This window comes from Tistrella mobilis, from assembly GCF_039634785.1.
Lineage (GTDB): Bacteria > Pseudomonadota > Alphaproteobacteria > Tistrellales > Tistrellaceae > Tistrella > Tistrella mobilis.
Genome location: NZ_JBBIAB010000006.1, coordinates 86,528 through 109,113 on the forward strand (window position 1 = coordinate 86,528; position 22,586 = coordinate 109,113).

Consider the following 22,586-nt stretch of genomic DNA (forward strand, 5'->3'; position numbering starts at 1 on the left):
GTGTGTTTCGGCTGCGTTACCTGACCCGCTTGACGTTCCAGAAATAGGGAACTGCAGGGCCGGAAACAAAGCCGTCGAGATCCGACCGGAAGGCGCTCGGTGAGGTGAACTGACCCAGGGGAACATAAGTGGTCTGTTCGTAGGCATAGGCCTGTATTTCTTTGGCAAGCGCCAGGCGATCTTCTTCCGTCGTTGCCGAGGCGAACTTGTCCCGCAGATCATTCATGTGCGGCAGATCGGCCCAGCCGAAGGTACCCTGCTCGCCATTGCCGTCCAGAAAAATGTGACCAAGCGGATTCATCACATCGGCAACGCCCAGATAGGAGAACATGATGTTCCATCCGCCTTCGCTGGCCGGGCCCTTGTTGCGCGCGCGGGTCGCGACGGACTGCCAGTCCATTGGCAATGAAACGACCTTGAAGCCGACGGCACGCAATGCATCGGCAGCAACGACCGGCTGTGTCTTGAGAACAGGCACGTCGGTTGTTTGCAGGATAACCACCGGAGTACCGTCATAGCCGGCCTCCTTGAGCAATGCGCGCGCCTCATCCTGCCCCGTTCCGGCGGCAATCTTCTCCCCGCCGATAGAGAACGCCATCCTGGTGCCGCATCCCATCATGGCGGCACAGGTCTGGAACAGGTCGGGATTGCCGACCAGGGCCATCATGAAGTCGTTCTGTTTGAAGGACAGGGCGGCGGCGCGACGCAGCCTGGGGTCGTTGAAGGGCGGCTGAAGAAAATTCATCCGCGCCAAGGCCTGGCCCCCAAGCGGGTTCAGTTTCCTGATGGTGATGTTCGGGTCGCTTTCGAGGACCGGCAGAAGGTCCATCATCGGCGCTTCAAGGAAGTCGACTTCCCCAGATGACAGCGCATTGATCGCCGTCTGGCTGTCGGGCATGTTGATCCACTCGACCCGGTCGAAATTCACCACCTTGCCGCCGGCCGCCCAGCTGGCGGGTTCGTCGCGAGGGACGTATTCGTCATTTTTGACGTAGACGGCACGGACACCGGGCTGAAACTCGTCCGTGACGAATTTGAACGGGCCGGAACCGGTGAAGTCCGTGATCGATTCGGTTGCCGGCGTGGATGCGACACGTTCCGGCATCATGAACGGGACGAGAGAGGATGGCTTGCCGATGGTGTCGAGCAGCGGCCCGAAAGAGGTCGACAGGGTGATCCTGAAACTCTTGTCGTCCACCGGCTCCATCGAGGCGACAGCCTGCATCATCTGCCGGCCCATGGTGTCACGGCTGCCCCAGCGCTTGAGCGATGCGATGCAGTCTTCAGGCCGCACCGGCTTGCCGTCGTGCCATTTCAGCCCGTCACGCAGGGTAAAAGTGTAAACCAGGCCGTCTTCTGAGACGGTCCAGCTCGCCATCTGTGGCCTGATGACGGAATGCTCGTCCATGGCGACAAGCGTGTCGTAGATCATGTAGCCATGGTCACGCGTAATGTAGGCACTGGCCATGACCGGGTCGGTGAGCCGCAGATCGGAATGCATCACGGCCCGCAAGGTTTCTGCGCAGAGCGGCGTCGCCGTGGCGGATGCCATGACCAATGATAGAATTAGACCTTTGAGTCGAAACATCTTGATGCTGTCTCCCCCATCATTGGATGGCCGGTTCAGATCCGTTTTCATCATTGGAAAACGGGATCCCAGAAACTTGTGGAAGGCGTCATATGAATCGCTACTGGAGTGGGAAACGCTTGCATAGGTGCAGATGGCATCTATCCATAGCTACAGTCGGCCCGACAGGTGCCGGCTGCGGCTCATTTCCGAAATTGCACCCATAATCCGTCGCCAACTGTACCTACCGCTCCCCCTCTCGTCTGGCCTATGGCCCAGGAAATCAGAGGTCGCGACAGCGCGCCTTGAAACACGGAGGGCTTCAGAAGATGGACGCTGGATACAAAGCCAATGGCATGTCCGAGGTGGTTGAGTTCGACAGGGCGCATGTCTGGCACCACATGCTGCAGCACAAGCCGCTGGAGACGGCAGACCCGTTCATCGTCGTTGAAGGCCGGGGCATGAATGTCTGGGATGCCGGAGGCCGGGAATATCTCGACGCGGTGTCAGGCGGGGTCTGGACGGTCAATGTCGGCTATGGCCGCGAGAGCATCGCCGATGCGATGCGCGAACAGGCCGTGCGGCTGAATTATTTTGCGGGAAGCGCCGGTACGATTCCCGGATCGTATCTTGCCCGGCGGCTCCTTGGTCTGATGCCTGGCCTCGACAGGATCTATCTGGCCAATTCCGGCTCGGAGGCCAATGAAAAGGTCTTCAAGATGGTCCGGCAGATATCGGCCCGTCATCACGGCGGTCAGAAGTCGAAAATTCTCTTTCGTGATCGGGATTATCACGGCTCAAGCATTGCCACTCTTGCCGCCGCCGGTCAGCCGGAGCGGGCAGAGGAATACGGCCCCCTGCCGGATGGTTTCGTGAAAGTGCCACACTGCCTTGAATACCGGAAACAGTGGGATGGCGAGGATTATGGTGTCCGTGCTGCTGACGCAATCGAGGAGGTCATCCTACGTGAAGGGCCAGATACGATCGGACTCCTTTGCCTTGAGCCGATCACTGCCGGTGGCGGTATTATAACGCCGCCCGAGGGATACTGGACTCGCGTGCAGGAAATCTGTCGCAAGTACGGCATTCTTCTCCACATTGACGAGGTGGTCTGCGGCCTGGGACGCACGGGCACGTGGTTTGGATATCAGAATTACGGGATCAAACCGGATTTCGTGACCATGGCCAAGGGACTGGCCTCGGGTTATGCAGCAATCTCCGCCGTGGCGACGACCAATGCCGTTTTCGACCTGTTCAAGAACGATGCGGATCCGATGGCTCATTTCCGCGACATCTCGACCTTCGGAGGGTGCACGGTCGGCCCCGCCGCAGCGCTCGAAACCATCGACATCATCGAGCGCGAAGGCCTGCTGGAGAATTCGCGCCGCATGGGATTGCGTCTGCATGACGGTTTGCTGGCGCTTATGGACCGGCATGTCGTGATCGGAGACGTGCGCGGTATCGGCCTCCTCCAGGGGGCCGAACTGGTTCGCGACCGCCAGACGAAGGAACCGATCAGCGAAGCTGAGATGGCCCGCGTACTTGCCGAGGCAAAGGCTCAAGGGGTCATCATCGGTGCAATGAACCGGTCCATGAAGGGCATGAACACGACCATCTGCCTTGCGCCGGCGTTGATTGCAACCGAAGCTCATATCGACAGGATCCTTGCGGCAATCGACACCGCCCTTTCGCGTGTCTTTCCCGGCTGACACCCGCTTCTGACACACCCGCGTGGGCCCAAAACACTGGTGATCCACGCGGGTCGACGTTAAACTCATTCCTTCTTTTCGGCTGCTCCCCTGCAGGCAGAGCTGTGGAAGTCTGGGATGAGCCAAATGATCGAAAACTTCATCCGGCTCGACCGTCATTCGGCGGAGAGTCTGCAGATGCAGATTCGCCGCCAGATCGCCATCGCCGTGGTTTCCGGCCGATTTCCGCCGAATTATGCATTGCCGTCGGTCAGAGGGTTTGCGCAGCGGCTCAATGTGAGCAACAACACGGTCTCTCTGGCCTATGATGCGCTGCGGCAGGATGGGTTCATCGCCAGCAAGAGCCGGTCCGGCTATTACATTTCACCGGATGCCCACGCGATCCGCGACGCCTCGGTTATGCGGGATGCCGCCCGCGAAGATGCCGATCGCTTTGATTTCAAGGCGCATTTTCGTGGCGCGACCTATGACCAGCCGCGCACGACCAAGCCGCATGATGCGCTTGTCCGTTTCCGTTTCCCTTTCATTTGCGGGCATGTGGATCCGAACATATTCCCCGTCGGTGCCTGGCGGGAATGCGTGCGCGATTCGGTGAACTCCCTCCAGATCCGCAACTGGGCGATGGATTTTTCCACCGTGGACGACCCGCTTCTGGTTCAGCAGCTGATCTTGCGGGTTCTTCAGCCGCGCGGGATTTATGCCAATCCGGATGAGGTTCTGATCACCGTGGGCGGCCAGAACGCGCTTTACATCGCCCTGAAGCTTTTGCTGAGCAGACGCGGCGTTCTGGGGGTGGAAAACCCCGGTTATCCCGAGGCCGCGAATATTGCCCGGATGGACGGGCATCGGGTACGCCACCTTCCCATGGATGACGAGGGCCTGATACTCTCGCCCGAAGCATTGGAGTGTGGCTGTCTTTACGTGACGACCACCCATCAGCATCCGACGACGATCACCATGTCGGAACCGCGCCGCCATGCGTTTCTGGAAAAAACGCGCGAGAAGGGCATCTTCATCATTGAAGATGATTATGAGGCAGAGACGACCTTCGACGAGAAAGCCGTGCCGGCGCTGAAGGCGCTCGATCGCTATGGCAACGTCATCTATGTCGGCAGTCTGACAAAGTCTTTGATGCCGGGCCTGCGGATCGGGTTCCTGGTCGCCGACCGCGATTTCGTGACCGAGGCGCGCTCTTTCCGTCACCATATTCTGCGGCATCCGCCGATCAACAACCAGAATTCCGTGGGGCTTTTTCTGGAGCGCGGGCATTTCGACAGGTTCATCGCACGGCTGCGACAGGAATACATTGCCCGCTCGGACATTATGCGCAAGGCGCTGCACACCTATCTGCCGGAACTGGACGATCGCGTGCGCTTTGGCGGGAGCAGTTGCTCTCTCAGTTTTGCCGACATGCTGGACACGCTGGCCTTGCAGGAAGCGGCGGCGCGCCGATCCGTGTATTTTGAAGAATTGAGCAAGAATTTTGAAAACCCCGAAGACGGTCGCTCGTGGATGCGCATCGGGTATTCCTGCATCGACAAGGCGCTGATCCCTGAAGGCATCCAACGCCTGTCGGAAGCGGTTGCCGAACTGCGCGGCCTGCAAAGGTGATCTGAGGCCTTTTGCCGGTCGCGGGCGGCCGTGGCATCACGTCAGGTCATGTGCCCGACCTCCCGCGCCGCCCGCCCCAGCCTTTCCAGCCCCGGATCGATGCGGCGTTCCGAGATGTAGGAGATGCCGAGGCGGATGAAGCGGCCGGCCTGGGCTTCGGGCATGAAGGGGTCGCCGGATTCGATCAGCACGCCGAGGCCGGCGGCGCGCTCGGCGAGGGCGCGGCCGTCGATTTCGGGCGGGCATTCGAGCCAGAGGCATGAGCCGCCGGTGGCGGGGGATCGGCGGAAGCCGGGGAGGTGTCGGTCGCAGCCGTCGGCCATCCGGCGCCAGCGGAGTTCATGGGCGGTGCGCAGCGAGCGGAGCAGGGCGGTGTAATGGCCCTCCGCCAGGAAGATGCCGGCGGTGCGCTGGTTGTTGAGCGGCGTGGAGCGGTGCATCAGCCGGCGCAGCCACAGCGCCTCGCGGATCAGGGCGGCATCGGCGACCATGAAGCCGATCCGCACCCCCGGCGCCAGCACCTTGGACATGGTGCCCAGATAGACCACCCGGCCGTCGGTGTCGCGGGATTTGAGCGTGCCCGCCTCTCCCGATCCTGAGAGTTCGCCTTCGAAATCATCCTCGATCAGGATCGTGCCATGGGCGCGGGCGGTGGCGTAGACCCGGTCGCGGCGGCGCTCGCTCATCGAAACCATCGTCGGGCATTGATGGGCGGGGGTAAGCACGGCGAGGTCGAGCGGGCCGGCGCCTGAGAGATCGGCGCCTTCGGCATCGACCGGCAGGTCGACGATCTCGGCCTGTTCGGCCGCGAAGATGTTGCGGCCGTCGGGATAGCCCGGCACCTCTATGCCCACCCGGGTGCCATGGCGGGCCAGCAGGCGGGCGAGCAGATAGATGCCCTGCTGGGTGCCCAGCGTCACCAGGATCTGGTCTTCGCGCACGAAGATGCCGCGCTGGGGCAGGATCTGGGTGCGGATCTGCTCGATCAGCAGCGGGTCGTCTTCGACCGCGCGATCGGCGGTCCACCAGTCGATGGCGGCCCGGCCCAGCGCATCGCGGGAACAGGTGCGCCAGGTGTTGATCGGGAAGAGGTTGGGGTCGACCTGGCCGTAGATGAAGGGATAGTCGAAATCCTGCCAGTTCGACGGCTTGACGATGTGGCGGAGCGTCGACGGGGCCTGTTTCAGCCGGCCCTGCCAATTGATCGCCCCGCCGCGCAGCGGCGCCTGCGCCTCTTTCCGGATCTGGCCGGCATCCGCCGGCAGGCCGCGGCCGACGAAATAGCCCTGGCGGGGCAGGGCATCGAGATAGCCGCGGGCGACCAGTTCCTCGTAGACGGCGGTGACCGTATTGCGGGCGATGCCGAGCTGTTCGGCCAGCCGGCGCGAGGGCAGCAGCTTCTGCCCCGGGGTCATCTGCCCGGCGTGAATGGCCGCGATGATCGAGCGGCGCAACTGCGACTGGATCGATTCGTCGCTCTGCCGTTCGAGGACGGATATCGACATGCGGGGGCCTTCCTGGGAGGTCGTACCCGGCCAGTATTGCACGAAAGCCGGGCAGGAAAGCCAGCAGTCCGGACACCGTGCCGGCGGGAGCGGCAGAGGATGGTGATCGTGGTTCCATAGAATGACGGGCCGTGGACCTGTCGCGGCCGCGCGAAACGGCGTAGCTCGATGGATGATCACGGACCTGTTGCCACAGGCCCGACCGAACCGGAGCCGTCACGATGTCTGAAAACGACCTGTCCCATATCGTCGAAGCCGACCGCGCCCATGTCTGGCACCATCTTGTGCAACATCGGGTCTTCGATGCCCGCGACCCGCGGATCATCGTCGAGGGCAAGGGCATGTCGGTCTGGGACCAGAACGGCCGCCAGTTCCTGGATGCGCTGTCGGGCGGCGTGTGGACGGTGAATGTCGGCTATGGCCGCGAGAGCATCGCCAATGCGGTGCGCGACCAGCTGATGAAGATCAACTATTTCGCCGGCTCCGCGGGCTCCATCCCCGGCGCGCGCTTCGCCGAACGGCTGATTTCCAAGATGCCGGGCATGAGCCGGGTCTATTACTGCAATTCGGGCAGCGAGGCGAACGAGAAGGCGTTCAAGATGGTCCGCCAGATCGCGGCCCGGCGCTATGGCGGCAAGAAGCACAAGATCCTGTTCCGCGAGCGCGACTATCACGGCACCACCATCACGGCGCTGTCCGCCTGCGGCCAGCCCCAGCGCGCCGAGCAGTACGGGCCGTTCACCCCCGGCTTCGTCGAGGTGCCGCACTGCCTGGAATATCGCAAGCAGTGGGATGTGGAGAATTACGGCGAGCGCGCCGCCGATGCGATCGAAGAGGTGATCCTGCGCGAGGGCCCCGACACCGTCGGCGCCATCTGCCTGGAGCCGATCACCGCCGGCGGCGGCGTGATCACCCCGCCCGAGGGCTATTGGCAGCGGGTGCAGGAGATCTGCCGGAAATACGACGTGCTGCTGCATATCGACGAGGTGGTCTGCGGCGTCGGCCGGACCGGCAAGTGGTTCGGCTATCAGAATTACGGCATCGAGCCCGACATGGTGACCATGGCCAAGGGCGTGGCTTCGGGCTATGCCGCGATCGCCTGCCTGGTGACCACCGAGGCGGTGTTCGACATGTTCCGCGAGGATGCCGCCGATCCGCTGTCCTATTTCCGCGACATCTCCACCTTCGGCGGCTGCACCGCGGGCCCCGCGGCGGCGCTGGAGAACATGCGGATCATCGAGGACGAGGGCCTGCTGGAGAACACCCGGGTCATGGGCGCGCGGCTGATGGAGGGCTTGCAGGCGCTGAAGGACAAGCACGCCATGGTGGGCGATGTCCGCGGTGCCGGCCTGTTCGCCGGTGCCGAGCTGGTCGCCGATCGCGAAACCCGCGAGCCGCTGGCGGAAGCCCGCGTCCAGGCGGTGATTGCGGCCTGCGATGCCGAAGGCGTGCTGGTCGGCATGACCAACCGTTCGCTGCCGGGCTTCAACAACACCCTGTGCTTCAGCCCGGCGCTGATCGCGACCGCCGACGATATCGACCATATCCTGGCGACGGTCGACGGTGCGCTGACCAAGGTTGCGGCCGCCTGATCGGCGGCTGGTCCGCAGACTGATGAGGGGTCGCCTGCGGGCGGCCCCTTTTTCATGCGTCGAGAAGGCGTTACCTACCCCGCGACCACCTCTACCCCCGAGCGCCCGGCGCCCCGGGGGGTGACGCGGATCTGGACCGGGATGCGGTCCTTCAATGCCTCCACATGGCTGATCACCGCGACCCGACGGCCGGTGGCCTGCAGGCGTTCGAGCATCGAGATCGCCATGGCCAGGGCATCGGGGTCGAGCGCGCCGAAGCCTTCGTCGATGAACAGGCTTTCGATGGCGAGCCCGCGGCCGGCGGAAATGTCGGCGAGGCCCAGGGCCAGCGCCAGGCTGACCAGGAAGCGTTCGCCGCCCGAGAGGTTGTGCACCGCGCGCGCCTCGTCGGCCATGTCGTGGTCGACCACCTCCAGCGCCATCTCGGCGCCCTCCATGCGGCGCAGCGCATAGCGCGGGTGCAACTCGCCCAGATGGCGGTTGGCACCGGCGACCAGCCGGTCGAGGGTGAGCGACTGGGCGAAGCGGCGGAATTTCGTGCCGTCGGCGGCGCCGATCAGCTCGTTCAGCTGCGCCCAGACGTCCGCCGCGGCCCGGGCGTCGGCGAGCGCCGCGGCAAGCCGGCCTGCCGCCACGCGGCGGCTGTCATCTTCGGCGAGGCGCTGTTCGGCCTGGCGGCAGCCCGTCTCGGCCGCGGCGCAGGCCTCCGCCGCCTCGACATGTGCGGCCTCGGCCACCGCGCGCAGGGCGGTGTCGGCCCCCGAGGCGATGGTGTCGGGATCGGCGAGATGGCGGTCCAGATCCTCCTGCCGGGCACGGAGCGTGGCCTCGGCCTCGGCCAGGCTGCGGGCGAGCGCGTCGAGCCGCCGGGCCTCGGCATCGAGCGCCGGGGCGCCGGCCGCGATCACCGCGCGCAGGCTGTCCGCATCCATGTCGAGCGCCGCACGGGCGGCCTCGAGCGCGGCATCGGCCGCGGCGGATGTCTCTGCCGCGGCGGTTACCGCCGCCTCTGCCTGGGCGCGGGCTTCCATCGCCCGGGCATGGGCGGTAGCGGCCTCGGTGAGGCGGGCGAGGGCGGCATCGAGGGCCAGACGTGCGGCGTTGCGGGCGGCCTCGGCCTCGGCCTCGACCGCCGCGACCGACCGGCCGTCGAGCAGGGCGGCGCGGCTGTCGCGCAGGGCGGCGTGGCTGCGGGCGCAGTCTTCGGCATGTGTCGCGGCGCGGCCGGCGGCTTCGGCGGCGGTTTCGGCGCGGACCCGGGCCGCGGCATGGTCGGGGGCAAGGCGGGTGTGCTCGGCCCGGGCGGCCTCGGCGGTGCTGCGGGCCTCGGCCAGCTCGGCGGCGCGGCGGCGGATCAGGGCGGCGAAGCCCGCGGCATCGGCGGCGAGGCTGTCCCGCCAGTCGGGACAGGCGGCATCGAGCAGCGCGGCCAGCCGTTCGTCCAGCCGGGCAATGCGGGCCTCCAGATCGGTGCGGCGCTGCTCGCCGCGGGCGATCGCAGCCCCGGTTTCGGCCCGGCGCGCGGCCAGATCGGCAAGCGTTTCGGCGGCCGCATCGCGATCGCGGGTGGCGCCGCCGTGGTCGCGGCGGAGGCTGGCCGCCCGGGTGGCGGCGGCGTCGATCGCGGCGATCCGGGCCTCTGCCGCCTCGATCGCGTCGACGACCGCCTCGCGCCAGCCGGCGAGACGGGCGGCCGGCGGCCGATGGTCGGTGGTTTCATGGCCGGTTTCGGCGGCGGGCAGGGGCGGCACGGCGTCGAGCCCGGCCTCGGCCGCCGCATCGGCCAGCCGGGTGAGCAGGGCCTCGTGGTCGGCGGTCGCGGCGGCGAGGGTTTCCGCCGAGCTGTCCCGGGCGGTGGCGGCATCGGCGGCGCGGCGGGTTTCGGCGCGCGCACGCTCTTCCGCCCGGGCGAGGGCGGTGGTGAGGGCGCCAAGCCCGGCCTTGAGATCGGCCAGCCGGGTGCGGTCGGCCTCAAGCCTTCGGGCGAGCAGATCGTCGACCGCCCGGGTCGGATGATCGGTCGACCCGCAGACCGGGCAGGGCGCGCCCGGGATCAGCAGGGCGCGCAGCCGGCCGGCATGTTCTTCCGCCGCCGCTGCCGACAGATCGGCGGCCCGGCCGGCCTCGTCGAGCCGGGCTTCGACCACAGGCAGGGCGGTGCGGTGGCGGCTGGCATCGGCGGTTGCGGCCGCGGCGGCCTGGGTTGCGTCTTCGGCCGTGGCGGCATGGGCGTCGCGGGCGCGGGCGGCCTCGGACGCCGCGACCATCACCTCGGAGAGGTCGTCGAGGTCATGATCGATCTGAACCAGCCGGTCGCGGCGGCGGCGCAGCGCCCGTGCCGCGGCCTGGTCGGCCTCGGCCTCGGCGGCGGTGATCGCGCGGGTGAGTTCGGCCATGCGGGCGGCGGCGGCGTCGCGGAGGGCGGCGAGGCGGCCGGTCTCTGCGGCATCGGCGTGGTCGCGGGCCTGAAGATCGTCGAGGCCGGCGGTCAGCCGGCGCAGCTCGTCATCGAGGGGCGCACGCTCCAGGAGGGTTTCGGCCGCGGCTTCGGGATCGGAGACCGGTGGGGCTGTGGCCTCCAGCGCGGCCAGCCGGGTGCGGGCTGCGGTTTCGCGGGCCTGGGCCTCGGCGATGGCGGCGGCCAACCGGTCGGAAGCCGACTGATGGCCGGCGGCGGTCTCGGCTGCGGCTTCGGCGTCGCGCCGGGCCCGGGCGAGGGCCTCGGCGGCGGCGCCGAGCTGCTCGTCCAGCCGCCGTGCCTCGGCCAGATGCGGGGCGCGGGCGGCGTCTGCGTCCCGGCAGCGGCCGACGGCCGCCTCGGCCCCGGTCCGGGCGGTGCGGGCGGTTTCGTGATCGGCCACGGCCCGGGCGAGGGCGGCGGTGGCCGCGCCAAGCCGCTCGCGGGCCCGGGCCAGGCCCAGGGTGGCGGCATCCGCCGCCGCCAGTTCGGCGCGGGCGGCCAGGGCGGCCCGGTTGCGGGCCAGCCGGTCGCGGTCGGGGGATGCCGCGTCATTGGCAAGGCAGGCGGCCTTAAGCGCCTCGGCCGCGGCGGTCCGGGCGGCCTCCAGCGCCAGGCGGCGATCGACCCGACGCAGGGTCTCGGCGGCGACCTCCTGCCGCGCGCGGGCGGTGGCGAGGGCCCGGCGCGCCGCCTCTGCGGTGGCCTCGGCCTCGGCCCGGGCGGTCTCGTCGAGCGGCTGATGCTCGCCCAGCTGAAGGCGGATGCGGTCGATCTCGGCCTGGGCGGCTTTGTTGCGCTCGAAGGCGGCGATGGAGATGCGGCTGTAAATATTTGTGCCGGTTATCTTTTCCAGAACGTCCGCGCGCTCTTTCCCCGTGGCGCGCAGGAAGGCATCGAAGTCACCCTGGGCGAGCAGTACGGACCGGCGAAACTGGTCGAAGTCGAGCCCGATCCGGGCTGCGATCTCGATGCCGACCTCGCGCTTGCTATTCGCCACGATCTGATCTGCATCCAGATCGATCAGCACCCGCTTTGCCGCCTGCAGCGTGCCGGTGGCCTTGCCCCGGGCGCGGCGCACGCTCCAGTTGGCCCGGTAGCGACGACCGTCGCGGCCGATGAAGTCAATCTCGGCCTCGGCCTCGCCAGCGCCGTGGCTCAACACTCGCCGGCCGTCATGGAGGCCCACTTCCATCGGTTGATCCTTGCTCGCGGCAGGGCTCCTCGGCAGGGCATCGTAGAGCGCCAGACAGACGGCATCGAGCAGGGTGGACTTGCCGGCCCCGGTCGGGCCGGTGATCGCGAGGATGCCGGCATGGGCGAGCGGCGGGGCCTCGAAATCGATGGTGAAATCGTCCTGAAGGCTGGCGAGGTTGCGGCCGCGGATCCGGAGCAGGCGCATCAGGCGGTCTCCTCCGCATCGGTGTCGGGGCCGGCATGGGCGTCGGCCAGGAGTTCGGCGAAGGCGCGGGCCAGCGCATCGGGCGGGTCGGTATCGAAACGCTGGCGGTGCAGCCGGGCGAAGACGTCGGCCGGGCCGATCTCGTCCAGGGCGGGCGGCAGGCTGGCGCCGTCGGCGAGGCTGCCGCCGCTGCCGCGGCTGAGCGCCCGCACCCGGGCAAGGCGCAGCGGCGCATCGCCCAGCGCCTCGGCCACCCGGCGGCGGAGATCTGGAACGGGGGCGTCGATCGCGACCACGACCTCCAGATAGGGGCGGAGATCGGGGCTCTCGGGCGGGGCGACCTCAAGGCCGGCGACCGCGGCCAGGGCGGCCTCGGGGTCGAGCGCACCGGTTTCGGGCACGCGCAGGAAGGCGACCGGGCGCGGCACCGGGATCAAGCGATGGGCTGCGGGACCCTGGCCGTCGGTCTCGACCAGCACCACCGAATGGCGATAGCTGCGCTCCGCCATCGACATCGGAAAGGGCGCGCCGGCATAGCGCAGCGGCATGGCGGACTTCAACCCCTGGGCGCGGTGCAGATGGCCGAGGGCGACATAGGCATAGCCCTCGGGGAAGATGCCGGGCGACAGCGCCTCCTCGCCGCCGATCATCACCGGGCGCTCGCTGTCGGCCGAGACGTCGCCGCCGGTGACGTGGAGATGGCCGGTCGCGATCACCGGCAGACCGGGGAAGCGGTCGCGGGCGGCGGCGAGGGCCTGGGCGTAGATGTCGGCAAGCGCCGCGGCACCGCCGCCATCGACCGGCAGATCCCCCGGGCGGGGATAGGCGATGGCGGCGACCACCGCGGCGGTGCGGCCGGCGTCATCGGTAAGCGGCACCAGCGTGCGGGCGGGATCGGGCCGGCCGTCGCTGCGGGGCAGGGCGCCGAAGATCGAGATCCGCGACCGGTCGAGCAGCGGGGCCGGCAGCTCCAGCCGGCTGGGCCCGTCGTGATTGCCGCCGACGATCACGATGTCGAGCCCGGGCCGGCGGGCCAGCGCCGTGTTCAGGAAGCGGTAGAGCCGCTGCTGGGCGGCGACAGGCGGGTTGACCGTGTCGTAGACATCCCCCGCCACGACCAGCGCATCGACCGCCTCGTCATCCAGCGTGTCGAGCAGCCAGGCGAGAAAGCGGTCGTGCTCGGCGCCGCGGTCGAAACCGTGCAGCTCCTGGCCCAGATGCCAGTCGGCGGTGTGAAGGATGCGCATGTCCGTTCCGGTCTGCGCCGGGGCGGTTTCGCCCGCGGCGGGAAGTGGAAGAGCGGACGATACACGCGGCGGACGGGGAAGCGGAAGAGGCGGCGGTCTGGATAAGGATCAGCCGGGGCGCCGCATCAGCCGCCAGACCAGGAAGGCGGTGATCTCCACCGCCAGCACGGCGGCGGCGAACCACATCATCACCTGGGTGGTGTCCATCCGGCTTTCGGCCAGCACGTCGCCCAGCACCACCAGCGGCGTGTTCCAGAGCGCGGTGCCGACGATGGTGGCGGCCAGATAGGGCCGGAAGGGCAGGCGCATCACCCCCGCCGGCAGGCCGATGAAGATCCGGACCGTGGGAATGGTCTGGGCGATCAGCGTCACCAGAAAGGGCCGGCTGCCATAGGCTTCGCGCATCCGGCCATAAAGCTGGGGGGTGAGCAGGATATAGCGGCCGCGGCGGGCGACGAAACGCTCGGTGCGTTCCGACAGCACCCGGCCGACCCAGTACCAGCCGACGGCCCCCACCACCGATCCGATCGTGGCCGCCACGACGGTCGCGACGATGCCGCCTTCCATCCGATCGCCCAGCGCCCCGAAGGCGGCGAGCATCACATAGGAGGGGATGATCGGCACGTATTTCTCGGCGAAGGCCAGAAAGGCCACCCCCGCGAGCCCGGCGGACATCAGCAGATCGACGATGGATTGCGGCATGGATCGAGGGCGCGCGGCCCCTCCGGACGGTGGTTCACTGCCCGTTCATATCATGCCCTGCGGTCGGAGGGCAGTGACCAGATCGCGGCGGTTCTGGAATGCGGGGATTGGCCGCGGACGGCGGCATGCCGGCGGGACCGTGAGAGCAGGGTGGACTTTTGCTCCGGATAAGCATTACCTGTGCGGGACAGGATGGTCCGGCGCCCGTGGCGGGGTCTGCGGGCCGTTGCGGAGAGCCCGTTGCGGAGAGAGTTTGCTCATGACCAGGATCCAGCTTTCCCGCGCCGTGCTGGCGGCGCTTGGTATCGTGGCCGGGATGGCGGCGGCGGGGGCGCCCGTGCGGGCCGCCGAGTCGATCCGGGTGGGCGAGGTCAACAGCTATTCGGCGCTGCCGGCCTTTACCGAGCCCTATCGCAAGGGCTGGCAGCTGGCGCTGGACGAGGTGAATGCGGCCGGCGGGGTGCTGGGGCGGCCGCTGGAATTCGTCTCGCGCGATGATGCCGGCAAGCCGGCCGATGCGCTGAACGCGGTGAACGAGCTGGTGACCCGCGAAGAGGTGGCGCTGGTCGCCGGTACCTTCTTCTCTCATGTGGGTCTGGCGGTCGCCGATTATGCCGCGCGGCGCGAGGTGTTCTTCCTGGCCGCCGAGCCGCTGACCGATGCGCTGGTCTGGTCGAAGGGCAATGACGTCACCTTCCGCCTGCGGCCCAGCAACCACATGCAGGCGGCGATGCTGGCCGAAGAGGCGGCGAAGCTGCCGGCGAAGCGCTGGGCGACCATCGCGCCCAATTACGAATACGGCCAGTCGGCCGTGGCCGAGTTTCGAAAGCTTCTGTCGGAAAAGCGGCCCGATATCGAATGGGTGGCGGAGCAGTGGCCGCCGCAGGGCAAGATCGATGCGGGCCCGGTGGTGCAGGCGATCGCGGCGGCCGAGCCCGAGGCGATCCTGAACGTCACCTTCGGCCCCGATCTGGTAAAGCTGGTCCGCGAGGGCACGACCCGCGGCCTGTTCAAGGACCGGTCGGTGGTCAGCTTCCTGACCGGCGAGCCGGAATATCTGGACCCGCTGGGCGCCGAGGCGCCGGAAGGCTGGATCGTGACCGGCTATCCCTGGTATGCGATCGACACGCCCGAGCACAAGGCGTTCCTGGAGGCCTATCAGGCGCGCTGGAACGATCATCCGCGGCTGGGATCGATCGTGGGCTATGTGACGGTGAAATCGATCGCGGCGATCATCGCCAGGGCGAAGTCGACCGACACCGCGGCGCTGGTCGAGGCGGCGAAGGGGGTGACGGTGGACACGCCCTTCGGCCCCATCACCTATCGCGCCGCCGATCATCAGTCGACGCTGGGCGCCTTCGTCGGCCGCACGGCGGTGGTCGACGGCAAGGGGCGGATGGTCGATGCGGTCTATCGCAACGGCGCCGATTATCTGCCGGCCGAGGCCGAGGCGGCGAAGCTCCGGCCAGGCGGATAACCGGCCCGTCGCCATGCTCGCACATGCGCGGGCATCCGGTGTAGACTGGTGCACCTGATCGCCCGCATACCCTGTCTGCTGCCCGGCCCCAGCTTCATCGGATCTTCTGCTTGGACCTGATCCTCGCCCAGTTCCTCACCGGCCTTGCCAGTGCGTCTTCGCTGTTTCTGGCGGCGTCGGGGCTGTCGATCATCTTCGGCGTGACCCGGATCGTGAACTTCGCCCATGGCGCCTTCTACATGCTGGGCGCCTATCTGGCCTGGACCTTCGCCGGGCTCTGGGCGGGCGGGCCGGGCTGGTGGGCGGCGATCCTGGCCGCGGCCGCGGTGACCGCGGTGCTGGGCGCCATCACCGAGATCGTTCTGCTGCGCCGGCTCTATCGCGTGCCGGAACTGTTCCAGCTGCTGGCGACCTTCGGGCTGACGCTGGCGGTGCAGGACGTCGTGGTGCTGATCTGGGGCCCCGAGGATCTGGTGGGCCCGCGCGCCCCCGGGCTAGACGGGGCGGTCATGATCCTGGGCCAGGCGCTGCCGACCTATGATCTGGTGCTGATCGCCGCCGGGCCGATCGTGCTGGCGGGGCTGTTCCTGATTTTCCGTCGCACCCGGTTCGGCATTCTGGTCCGCGCGGCGACCCAGGACCGCGACATGGTGGCGGCGCTGGGCGTGGACCAGCGGCTGCTGTTCACCGGCGTGTTCGCGCTGGGCGTGTTCCTGGCCGGGCTCGGCGGCGCGCTGCAACTGCCGCGGGCGGCCGTTTCTCACACCATGGATCTTGGGATCATCGTCGAGATCTTCGTGGTGGTGGTGATCGGCGGGCTGGGCAGCATCACCGGCGCTTTCCTGGCCGCGGTGATCGTGTCGGAGCTGAACGCCTTCGGCATTCTGGTCCTGCCCGAAATCTCTCTGGTGATCGCCTTCCTGGTGATGGCGGTGGTGCTGGTGGTGCGGCCGCAGGGCCTGCTGGGGCGGGCCGAGGCGCCGGCGCGCGGGGCCGCGGCCGGTTTCGTGCGCAAGCCCTGGGCCCCCTGGCCGGTGCCGCTGAAGGCCGCGGTGATCGCGGGGCTGGCGGTGCTGGTGGCGGGCCTGCCCGTCGTGACCGGCGGCTATGTGCTGGGGGTGGCGGCCGAGATCGCGATTTTCGCGCTCTTCGCCCAGAGCCTGCAGTTCCTGATGAGTACGGCGGGCGTGGTGTCGTTCGGCCATGCCGCCTATTTCGGCCTGGGCGCCTATGGCACGGCGCTGGCCGCGACCGGGTTCGGCCTGGCGATGGGGCCGGCCGCGGCGGCGGGCGTGGCGCTGGCCGGCGCCGGGGCGGTGGTGTTCGGCTGGTTCTGCGTCAGGCTTTCGGGCGTCTATCTGGCCATGCTGACGCTCGCCTTCGCCCAGATCGCCTGGTCGATCGCCTTTCAATGGGTGTCGGTCACCGGCGGCGACAACGGCATTCTGGGGGTCTGGCCGCCCCGGGCCGTTTCCGACCCGGCCGCATTCTTCCGGCTGGCGGCGGTGGTGGCGATCGCGGGCGTGGCGCTGCTGCGCATGATCACCTTCGCGCCCTTCGGCCAGGCGCTGCGCGCCCTGGCCGATGCGCCGCGCCGGGCCGAGGCGATCGGGCTGGACCGGCGGCGGATGCAATGGGCGGCCTTCGTGGTCGCGGGCGTGATGGCGGGGCTTGCCGGCGTGCTCCACGCCTATCTGAAGGGCAGCGTGTTTCCGGACGTGCTGGCCATTCCGCTGTCGGTCGATGCGCTGGCGATGGTGCTGCTGGGCGGTGTGGAGACGGTATCGGGCGCCGTGCTGGGGGCGGGCGTGTTCCGCGGCCTGTCGATCTGGCTGACCGCCAGCACCGATCTTTCCAAACTGGTGCTGGGCCTGCTGATCGTGGTGGTGGCCGCCCTGGTGCCGCGCGGGCTGGGCGGTCTGCCCGCCCTGCTGCCGCGGAGGCACCGCCGGTGACGCCCGTGCTGGAGGCGGAGGGGCTGGTCAAGGCCTGGGGCGGGGTGCGCGCCGTCGACCAGGTGTCGATCCGGGTCGAGCCCGGGCGGATGCTGGCGCTGATCGGCCCCAACGGCGCCGGCAAATCGACCTGCTTCAACCTGCTGAACGGCGAGATTGCCCCCGATGCCGGACGGGTGGTGATGCTGGGCACCGAGGTGACCGGCTGGCCGCCGCGGCGGATCCGGCGGCTGGGGGTTGGGCGCACCTTCCAGATCACCGAGGTTTTCGGCTCCATGACCGTGCGCGAGAACGTGCAGGCGGCGCTGATTGCGGCCCGGCGAGAGAGTTTCCGCTTGTTCGGCCGCGCCGACCGGCGGCATATGGACGATGCAAATGCCTTGCTGGAACGGATCGGCCTGGGGGAGCACGCCGGGCGGGCGGCGGGCGAGCTGGCCTATGGCGACGTCAAGCGGCTGGAACTGGCGATCGCCATCGCCAACCGGCCGAAACTGCTGCTGATGGACGAGCCCACCGCCGGCATGGCGCCTGCGGAACGGGCCGGGCTGATGCAGCTGGTGTCGGCACTGGTGCGCGAGACCGGCATGGGCGTGCTGTTCACCGAGCACGACATGGATGCCGTTTTCGGCCATGCCGACCGGTTGATGGTGCTGCATCGCGGCCGGGTGCTGGCCGAGGGCCGGCCCGACGAGGTGAGGACCGATCCGCGGGTGCGCGAGGTCTATCTTGGTGGCGCCACGCTGCCGGACGGGAGGGATAAGACGAGATGACCGACGGGCCCGCCGCTCTTCTGGCTGTGGAGGAGCTGAGCGCCTTCTATGGTTCGGCGCTGATTCTGGACGGGCTGTCGCTTTCGGTCGCACCGGGAGAGGTGGTGGCGCTGCTGGGCCGCAACGGCGCCGGCAAGTCGACCGTGCTGAAGGCGGTGCTGGGGCTGGTGCCCCGCCGGCTGGGCCGGGTGACCTTTGAAGGCGCCGACATCTCGCGGCTGCCGACCCATGAAATCGTCCGCCGCGGCATCGGCTGGGTGCCCGAGGACCGGCGGATCTTCACCGAACTGACCACGCTGGAGAATCTGGAGGTCGGCCGGCGCGACGCCCGCCCCGGCGCCCCGCACTGGACGGTGGAGGCGCTGATCCGGCTGTTCCCCAACCTGGCCGAACTGGCCGACCGGCCGGCGGGCCGGATGAGCGGCGGCGAACAGCAGATGCTGACCATCGCCCGCACGCTGATGGGCAACCCGTCGCTGGTGCTGCTGGACGAGCCGTCCGAGGGGCTGGCGCCCCGGATCGTGGAAGAGATGACCCGGATGCTGGCGACGCTGAAGCGCGAGGGGCTGGCGCTGCTGCTGTCGGAACAGAACCTGGCGGTCGCCCGCGCGCTGGCCGACCGGGTCTATGTGATGGAGAAGGGCCGCGTGCGCTTTACCGGCACGATGGCCGAGCTGGACGCACGGCCGGATGTGAGGGATGCCTATCTCGCGGTCTAGGCCGCGGCGGGTGATCATCCCCACGGTTGAGGCCGATACCGCCCTGCGGAATGTTCGCCCGGGCCTGTTGACACAAACGTTCGTATGAAAGAGCCTTGTTTCCGAGAGAAGGTGCCGCGGCCGGGAGGGGGCCGCCGGCGCCCGCCTGCGTGCAGATCAGCCCCGCATGCCCGTGAACCGGGATGCCCGTCCGAGGAAGCGCTCCTATGACCGAAGCCGTCATCGTCTCCACCGCCCGCACGCCGATCGGCAAAGCCTATCGTGGTGCCTTCAACGACACCAGCGGCCAGCAGCTTGCCGCCCATGCCATCCGCCATGCGGTCGCCCGTGCCGGCATCGACCCGGCCGAGGTCGAGGACGTGGTGCTGGGCTCGGCGCTGCAGCAGGGCTCGACCGGCGGCAATGTGGCGCGTCAGGCGGCGATCCTGGCCGGCCTGCCGGTGACCACCTCGGGCACCACCATCGACCGCCAGTGCAGCTCGGGCCTGCAGTCGATGGCGCTGGCCGCCCGCGCGATCATGTACGACAAGGTGCCGGTCGCGGTGGCCGGTGGCGTCGAGTCGATCAGCCTGGTGCAGAACGACAAGATGAACACCTACCGCGCGGCGGATGAAGAGATCCTGCGCATGAAGCCGGAACTCTATCTGCCGATGATCGACACCGCCGAGGTGGTGGCCGCCCGCTACGGCATCAGCCGCGAGGCGCAGGACGAGTACGGGCTGGAAAGCCAGCGCCGCACCTTCGCCGCCTTCGAGGCCGGCCGCTTCAAGGACGAGATCGTGCCGATGACCACCACGATGCTGGTGGCCGACAAGCAGACCGGCGAGATTTCGAAGCGCGAAGTGACGCTGGACCGCGACGAGGGCATGCGCGGCGAGACCACGCTGGAAGGCCTGTCGTCGCTGAAGCCCGTGCGCGGCGAAGGCAAGACCGTCACCGCCGGCAATGCCAGCCAGCTGTCGGACGGCGCCTCGGCCCATGTGCTGATGAATGCGAAGCTGGCCGAGCAGAAGGGCCTGCAGCCGCTGGGCATCTTCCGCGGTTTCCAGGTCGCCGGCTGCGAGCCCGACGAGATGGGCATCGGCCCGGTCTTCGCGATCCCGCGCCTGCTGGAGCGCAACGGGCTGAAGATCGACGATATCGGCCTGTGGGAGCTGAACGAGGCCTTCGCGGTGCAGGTGCTGTATTGCCGCGACAAGCTGGGCATCGACCCCGCGAAGCTGAATGTCGACGGCGGCGCGATCTCGGTCGGCCACCCCTATGGCATGTCGGGCGCGCGCCTGGCCGGCCATGCGATGATCGAAGGCAAGCGCCGCGGCGTGAAGTATGTGGTCGTGACCATGTGCATCGGCGGCGGCATGGGCGGTGCCGGCCTGTTCGAGATCGTCTGATCCGGCAGACCCCGTCTTTGTCTGATGCGACCGCCCAGCGGATTTTCCGCCGGGCGGTCGTCGTTTTGATCTGAAGCATTGTGCATGGCCGGGCTTCGTGGAACTCTGCACGGGCACCCATCGCAACGGAGTTGCCGAAGCCCATGGAAGGCAGTCCACGTATGCTGCTGCCCTGCCCCCTGACCCCGCTGGCGGTCGAGGTGTGGGAGCTGCGTGACGATCTGCCGGACAATCCTTTCGATCAGTACGAAGTGCGCCAGCTGATCGCCCCCGACGAGCAGGAGGCGGAAGAGGTGGCGCTGGGCCTGCTGACCGTCTTCGCCGATATGAGCATCGACGAGGTGGAAAGCCTGCAGCTGGACTGGCTGGCATCGGGCATGTCGGGCATGGTGCCGACCGCCGGCGGTTTTCTGGGGCTGCGCGCGGTGATCTATGCCATGCAGGTGGCGGGGATCGGCCGCGAGGATCTGGCACCGGTGCGCGACTATATCCGCGCCTTCAACGAACTCTGCCTGCGCCGCTGGCGGGCGGACGGGCGCGAGGCCGATGCCACGGCCCTGGCGGCCTGGCTGGAGCAGTTCGACCAGCATTGGGCGGTTTTCCTGGAGGCCTGGCAGGCCGCGCATGCGCCGGATGCCGAGGATGCCCCGGATCAGGCGCCAGCCGATGCGGACGGCATGGGGGAACCAGGAGACGACCCCGCCGGTTGATCCCTCGGGCCGCATACCGCGGCCTTCAGATCAGCCCCCGGAAGCCCGTCCTGTCATGACCGCCACCCTCATCGATTTCGCCGGTTTCGTCGCCCTGCTGCTGTGGGGGACGCATATGGTGCAGACGGGGGTGCAGCGGGCGGCGGGCGCCCGGCTGAAGCTGTGGCTGGGCCATGCGCTCCGCGGCCGGTTGAGCGCCTTCGCCGCCGGGATCGGCGTGACCGCCCTGCTGCAGAGCAGCACCGCCACCGGGCTGATGGTGACCGGTTTCGCGGCGACCGGCCTGCTGGCCCTGGTGCCGGCGCTGGCGGTGATGCTGGGCGCGAATGTCGGCACCACGCTGATCGTGCAGCTTCTGGCCTTCGATGTGCAGCTGGCGGCACCGCTGCTGGTGCTGATCGGTGTGGTGGTGTTCCGGCGGCTGGAACGCGGCCGGCTGCACGATCTGGGGCGGGTGGCGATCGGGCTGGGGCTGATGCTGCTGGCGCTGGACCATCTGAGCGGCAGCCTGGCGCCGCTGGCCGACAGCCAGGCGGTGCGGACCCTGATCGGCCTGCTGCAGGCGGCACCGGTGGCGGCGGTGATGCTGGCCGCCGCACTGACCTGGATGGCGCATTCCAGCGTGGCGGTGGTGCTGCTGGTGATGTCGATGGCGGGCCAGGGCCTGGTGGCGGGGCCGATGGCGATCGCCCTGGTGCTGGGCGCCAATCTGGGCACCGCGATCAATCCGGTGCTGGAGGGGGCGGGCGGCGACGACCCGCAGGCGCGGCGGCTGCCGCTCGGCAATCTGATCAACCGGGTCATCGGCGTGGTGGCGGCACTGATCCTGATCGAGCCGGTGGCGGGGGCCATGGGGCGGCTGGTCGACGACCCGGTGCGGATGGTCGCGGTCTTCCACACCCTGTTCAACCTGACGGTCGCGGCGGTGTTCCTGCCGGTGCTGCGCCATTATGCCGGGCTGCTCGCCCGGCTGCTGCCGGTGCGGGCGGTGCCGGCCGATCCGGCCCGCACGCTGTATCTGGACGAAGAGGCGCGGGAGACGCCGGAAGTCGCGCTGGGGCTCGCCACGCGTGAGGTGCTGCGCATGGCCGATGTGCTGGACGACATGCTGGCCGGTGCGCGCGCGGCGCTGCGCAGCGGCGAGCCGGGGCCGATCGCGGCGCTGAAAGGGCTGGACGATGTGCTCGACCACGTCAACCGCGCGCTCAAGACCTATCTCGCCGGCATCGAGCCCGCGCGGCTGAGCCCGGCCGACGAGCGCCGGCTGACCGATCTTCTGACCTTCGCCACAAGGCTGGAACAGGCGGGGGATGCCGTCGATCGGGGGCTGCTGCCGACGCTCGGCAAATGCCACAAGCGCGGGGTGCGGCTGTCGAAAGAGGGACAGGGGGAGCTGCTGCGCCTGCTGGACCGGCTGCGCGACAACCTGGCCCAGGCGGCGGCCCTGCTGATGACCCGCGACCTGCGCGCCGCCCGGCTGCTGGCGGCGGAAAAGGCGGTGTTCCGGCGGCTGGAGACCGAGGCGACGCTGGCCCATTTCCGCCGCCTGCGCAGCGGCCGGCCCGAGACGGCGCTGACCAGCGCGCAGCATCTGGACCTGCTGCGCGACATCAAGCTGATCAATTCCCAGATCGTCGCCGCCGCCGCCTATCCGGTGCTGAACCGTGCGGGCGAGCTGCTGGCGAGCCGGGTTGCGGGCGAAGAGACGGATGAAGACGAGAATGAAGGCGAGACCGTAAGGGCAGAACCGTCACCGCCGCGGCGGTGACGG

15 protein-coding genes are annotated in these 22,586 nt (G+C 68.6%); 10 read left to right on the plus strand and 5 right to left on the minus strand.

Annotation, left to right across the window (positions count from 1 at the left end; genetic code table 11):
* Window positions 1-16: 16 nt before the first annotated feature.
* Window positions 17-1,642 carry an ABC transporter substrate-binding protein gene (locus WI697_RS10285; RefSeq protein WP_345958377.1) on the minus strand — a complete coding sequence of 542 codons (1,626 nt, stop codon included), beginning with the start codon at window positions 1,640-1,642 and terminating at the stop codon, window positions 17-19.
* Between the two features lie 254 nt (window positions 1,643-1,896).
* Between WI697_RS10285 and WI697_RS10290 the strand changes: the two genes are divergently transcribed.
* Together WI697_RS10290 and WI697_RS10295 are read left to right on the plus strand one after the other, a co-directional pair.
* A complete protein-coding gene (locus WI697_RS10290; RefSeq protein WP_345958378.1) occupies window positions 1,897-3,276 on the plus strand; it encodes an aminotransferase family protein in 1,380 nt (459 codons plus the stop codon).
* A 126-nt stretch (window positions 3,277-3,402) separates the two neighbouring features.
* On the plus strand, window positions 3,403-4,887 hold the full coding sequence (locus tag WI697_RS10295; RefSeq protein WP_345958379.1) for an aminotransferase-like domain-containing protein: 1,485 nt from the start codon (window positions 3,403-3,405) through the stop codon (window positions 4,885-4,887).
* Window positions 4,888-4,928: 41 nt separating this feature from the next.
* On the opposite strand, the gene WI697_RS10300 is transcribed toward WI697_RS10295, so the two are convergent.
* Entirely contained in the window at window positions 4,929-6,392 is a 1,464-nt protein-coding gene (locus WI697_RS10300; protein ID WP_345958380.1) for an aminotransferase-like domain-containing protein, read from the minus strand.
* Between the two features lie 221 nt (window positions 6,393-6,613).
* Here WI697_RS10300 and WI697_RS10305 point away from each other — a divergent pair, with 221 nt between their 5' ends.
* Entirely contained in the window at window positions 6,614-7,984 is a 1,371-nt protein-coding gene (locus WI697_RS10305) for an aminotransferase family protein (protein WP_062761645.1), read from the plus strand.
* 74 nt (window positions 7,985-8,058) lie between these two features.
* Here the strand turns inward: WI697_RS10305 and WI697_RS10310 are convergent, their stop codons facing one another.
* From WI697_RS10310 to WI697_RS10320, 3 genes are all read right to left on the minus strand, one after another.
* A complete protein-coding gene (locus tag WI697_RS10310) occupies window positions 8,059-11,844 on the minus strand; it encodes an AAA family ATPase (RefSeq protein ID WP_345958381.1) in 3,786 nt (1,261 codons plus the stop codon).
* A complete protein-coding gene (locus WI697_RS10315; protein WP_345958382.1) occupies window positions 11,844-13,091 on the minus strand; it encodes an exonuclease SbcCD subunit D in 1,248 nt (415 codons plus the stop codon). Before WI697_RS10315 ends, WI697_RS10310 begins: the two co-directional genes overlap by 1 nt.
* A 108-nt stretch (window positions 13,092-13,199) precedes the next feature.
* Window positions 13,200-13,793 (minus strand): DedA family protein, encoded by a 594-nt coding sequence (locus tag WI697_RS10320; RefSeq protein ID WP_345958383.1) that lies wholly within the window; start codon window positions 13,791-13,793, stop codon window positions 13,200-13,202.
* Window positions 13,794-14,052: 259 nt separating this feature from the next.
* Here WI697_RS10320 and WI697_RS10325 point away from each other — a divergent pair, with 259 nt between their 5' ends.
* From WI697_RS10325 to WI697_RS10355, 7 genes are all read left to right on the plus strand, one after another.
* Entirely contained in the window at window positions 14,053-15,270 is a 1,218-nt protein-coding gene (locus WI697_RS10325) for an ABC transporter substrate-binding protein (RefSeq protein WP_372096829.1), read from the plus strand.
* Window positions 15,271-15,380: 110 nt separating this feature from the next.
* Window positions 15,381-17,225 (plus strand): ABC transporter permease, encoded by a 1,845-nt coding sequence (locus tag WI697_RS10330; RefSeq protein ID WP_345958384.1) that lies wholly within the window; start codon window positions 15,381-15,383, stop codon window positions 17,223-17,225.
* A complete protein-coding gene (locus WI697_RS10335) occupies window positions 17,222-17,995 on the plus strand; it encodes an ABC transporter ATP-binding protein (protein ID WP_345958385.1) in 774 nt (257 codons plus the stop codon). Before WI697_RS10330 ends, WI697_RS10335 begins: the two co-directional genes overlap by 4 nt.
* Complete coding sequence (locus WI697_RS10340) at window positions 17,992-18,714, plus strand: ABC transporter ATP-binding protein (protein ID WP_014748029.1); 723 nt, start codon at window positions 17,992-17,994, stop codon at window positions 18,712-18,714. The genes WI697_RS10335 and WI697_RS10340 overlap by 4 nt, the downstream gene beginning before the upstream one ends.
* A gap of 206 nt (window positions 18,715-18,920) precedes the next feature.
* Entirely contained in the window at window positions 18,921-20,105 is a 1,185-nt protein-coding gene (locus WI697_RS10345; RefSeq protein WP_014748028.1) for an acetyl-CoA C-acyltransferase, read from the plus strand.
* Between the two features lie 143 nt (window positions 20,106-20,248).
* Window positions 20,249-20,815, plus strand: coding sequence for a hypothetical protein (locus WI697_RS10350; protein WP_345958386.1), 567 nt, complete (start codon window positions 20,249-20,251; stop codon window positions 20,813-20,815).
* Between the two features lie 55 nt (window positions 20,816-20,870).
* Window positions 20,871-22,583 carry a Na/Pi cotransporter family protein gene (locus tag WI697_RS10355; protein WP_345958387.1) on the plus strand — a complete coding sequence of 571 codons (1,713 nt, stop codon included), beginning with the start codon at window positions 20,871-20,873 and terminating at the stop codon, window positions 22,581-22,583.
* Window positions 22,584-22,586 lie beyond the last annotated feature (3 nt).

Excerpts from the sequence above, each read along its gene's own strand:
- WI697_RS10290 (WP_345958378.1), top strand. The coding sequence starts at position 1,897 with ATGGACGCTGGATACAAAGCCAATGGCATGTCCGAGGTGGTTGAGTTC.
- WI697_RS10285 (WP_345958377.1), bottom strand. The coding sequence starts at position 1,642 with ATGATGAAAACGGATCTGAACCGGCCATCCAATGATGGGGGAGACAGC.
- WI697_RS10305 (WP_062761645.1), top strand. The coding sequence starts at position 6,614 with ATGTCTGAAAACGACCTGTCCCATATCGTCGAAGCCGACCGCGCCCAT.
- WI697_RS10355 (WP_345958387.1), top strand. The coding sequence starts at position 20,871 with ATGACCGCCACCCTCATCGATTTCGCCGGTTTCGTCGCCCTGCTGCTG.
- WI697_RS10315 (WP_345958382.1), bottom strand. The coding sequence starts at position 13,091 with ATGCGCATCCTTCACACCGCCGACTGGCATCTGGGCCAGGAGCTGCAC.
- WI697_RS10340 (WP_014748029.1), top strand. The coding sequence starts at position 17,992 with ATGACCGACGGGCCCGCCGCTCTTCTGGCTGTGGAGGAGCTGAGCGCC.
- WI697_RS10345 (WP_014748028.1), top strand. The coding sequence starts at position 18,921 with ATGACCGAAGCCGTCATCGTCTCCACCGCCCGCACGCCGATCGGCAAA.
- WI697_RS10350 (WP_345958386.1), top strand. The coding sequence starts at position 20,249 with ATGGAAGGCAGTCCACGTATGCTGCTGCCCTGCCCCCTGACCCCGCTG.
- WI697_RS10300 (WP_345958380.1), bottom strand. The coding sequence starts at position 6,392 with ATGTCGATATCCGTCCTCGAACGGCAGAGCGACGAATCGATCCAGTCG.
- WI697_RS10325 (WP_372096829.1), top strand. The coding sequence starts at position 14,053 with ATGACCAGGATCCAGCTTTCCCGCGCCGTGCTGGCGGCGCTTGGTATC.
- WI697_RS10295 (WP_345958379.1), top strand. The coding sequence starts at position 3,403 with ATGATCGAAAACTTCATCCGGCTCGACCGTCATTCGGCGGAGAGTCTG.
- WI697_RS10320 (WP_345958383.1), bottom strand. The coding sequence starts at position 13,793 with ATGCCGCAATCCATCGTCGATCTGCTGATGTCCGCCGGGCTCGCGGGG.
- WI697_RS10310 (WP_345958381.1), bottom strand. The coding sequence starts at position 11,844 with ATGCGCCTGCTCCGGATCCGCGGCCGCAACCTCGCCAGCCTTCAGGAC.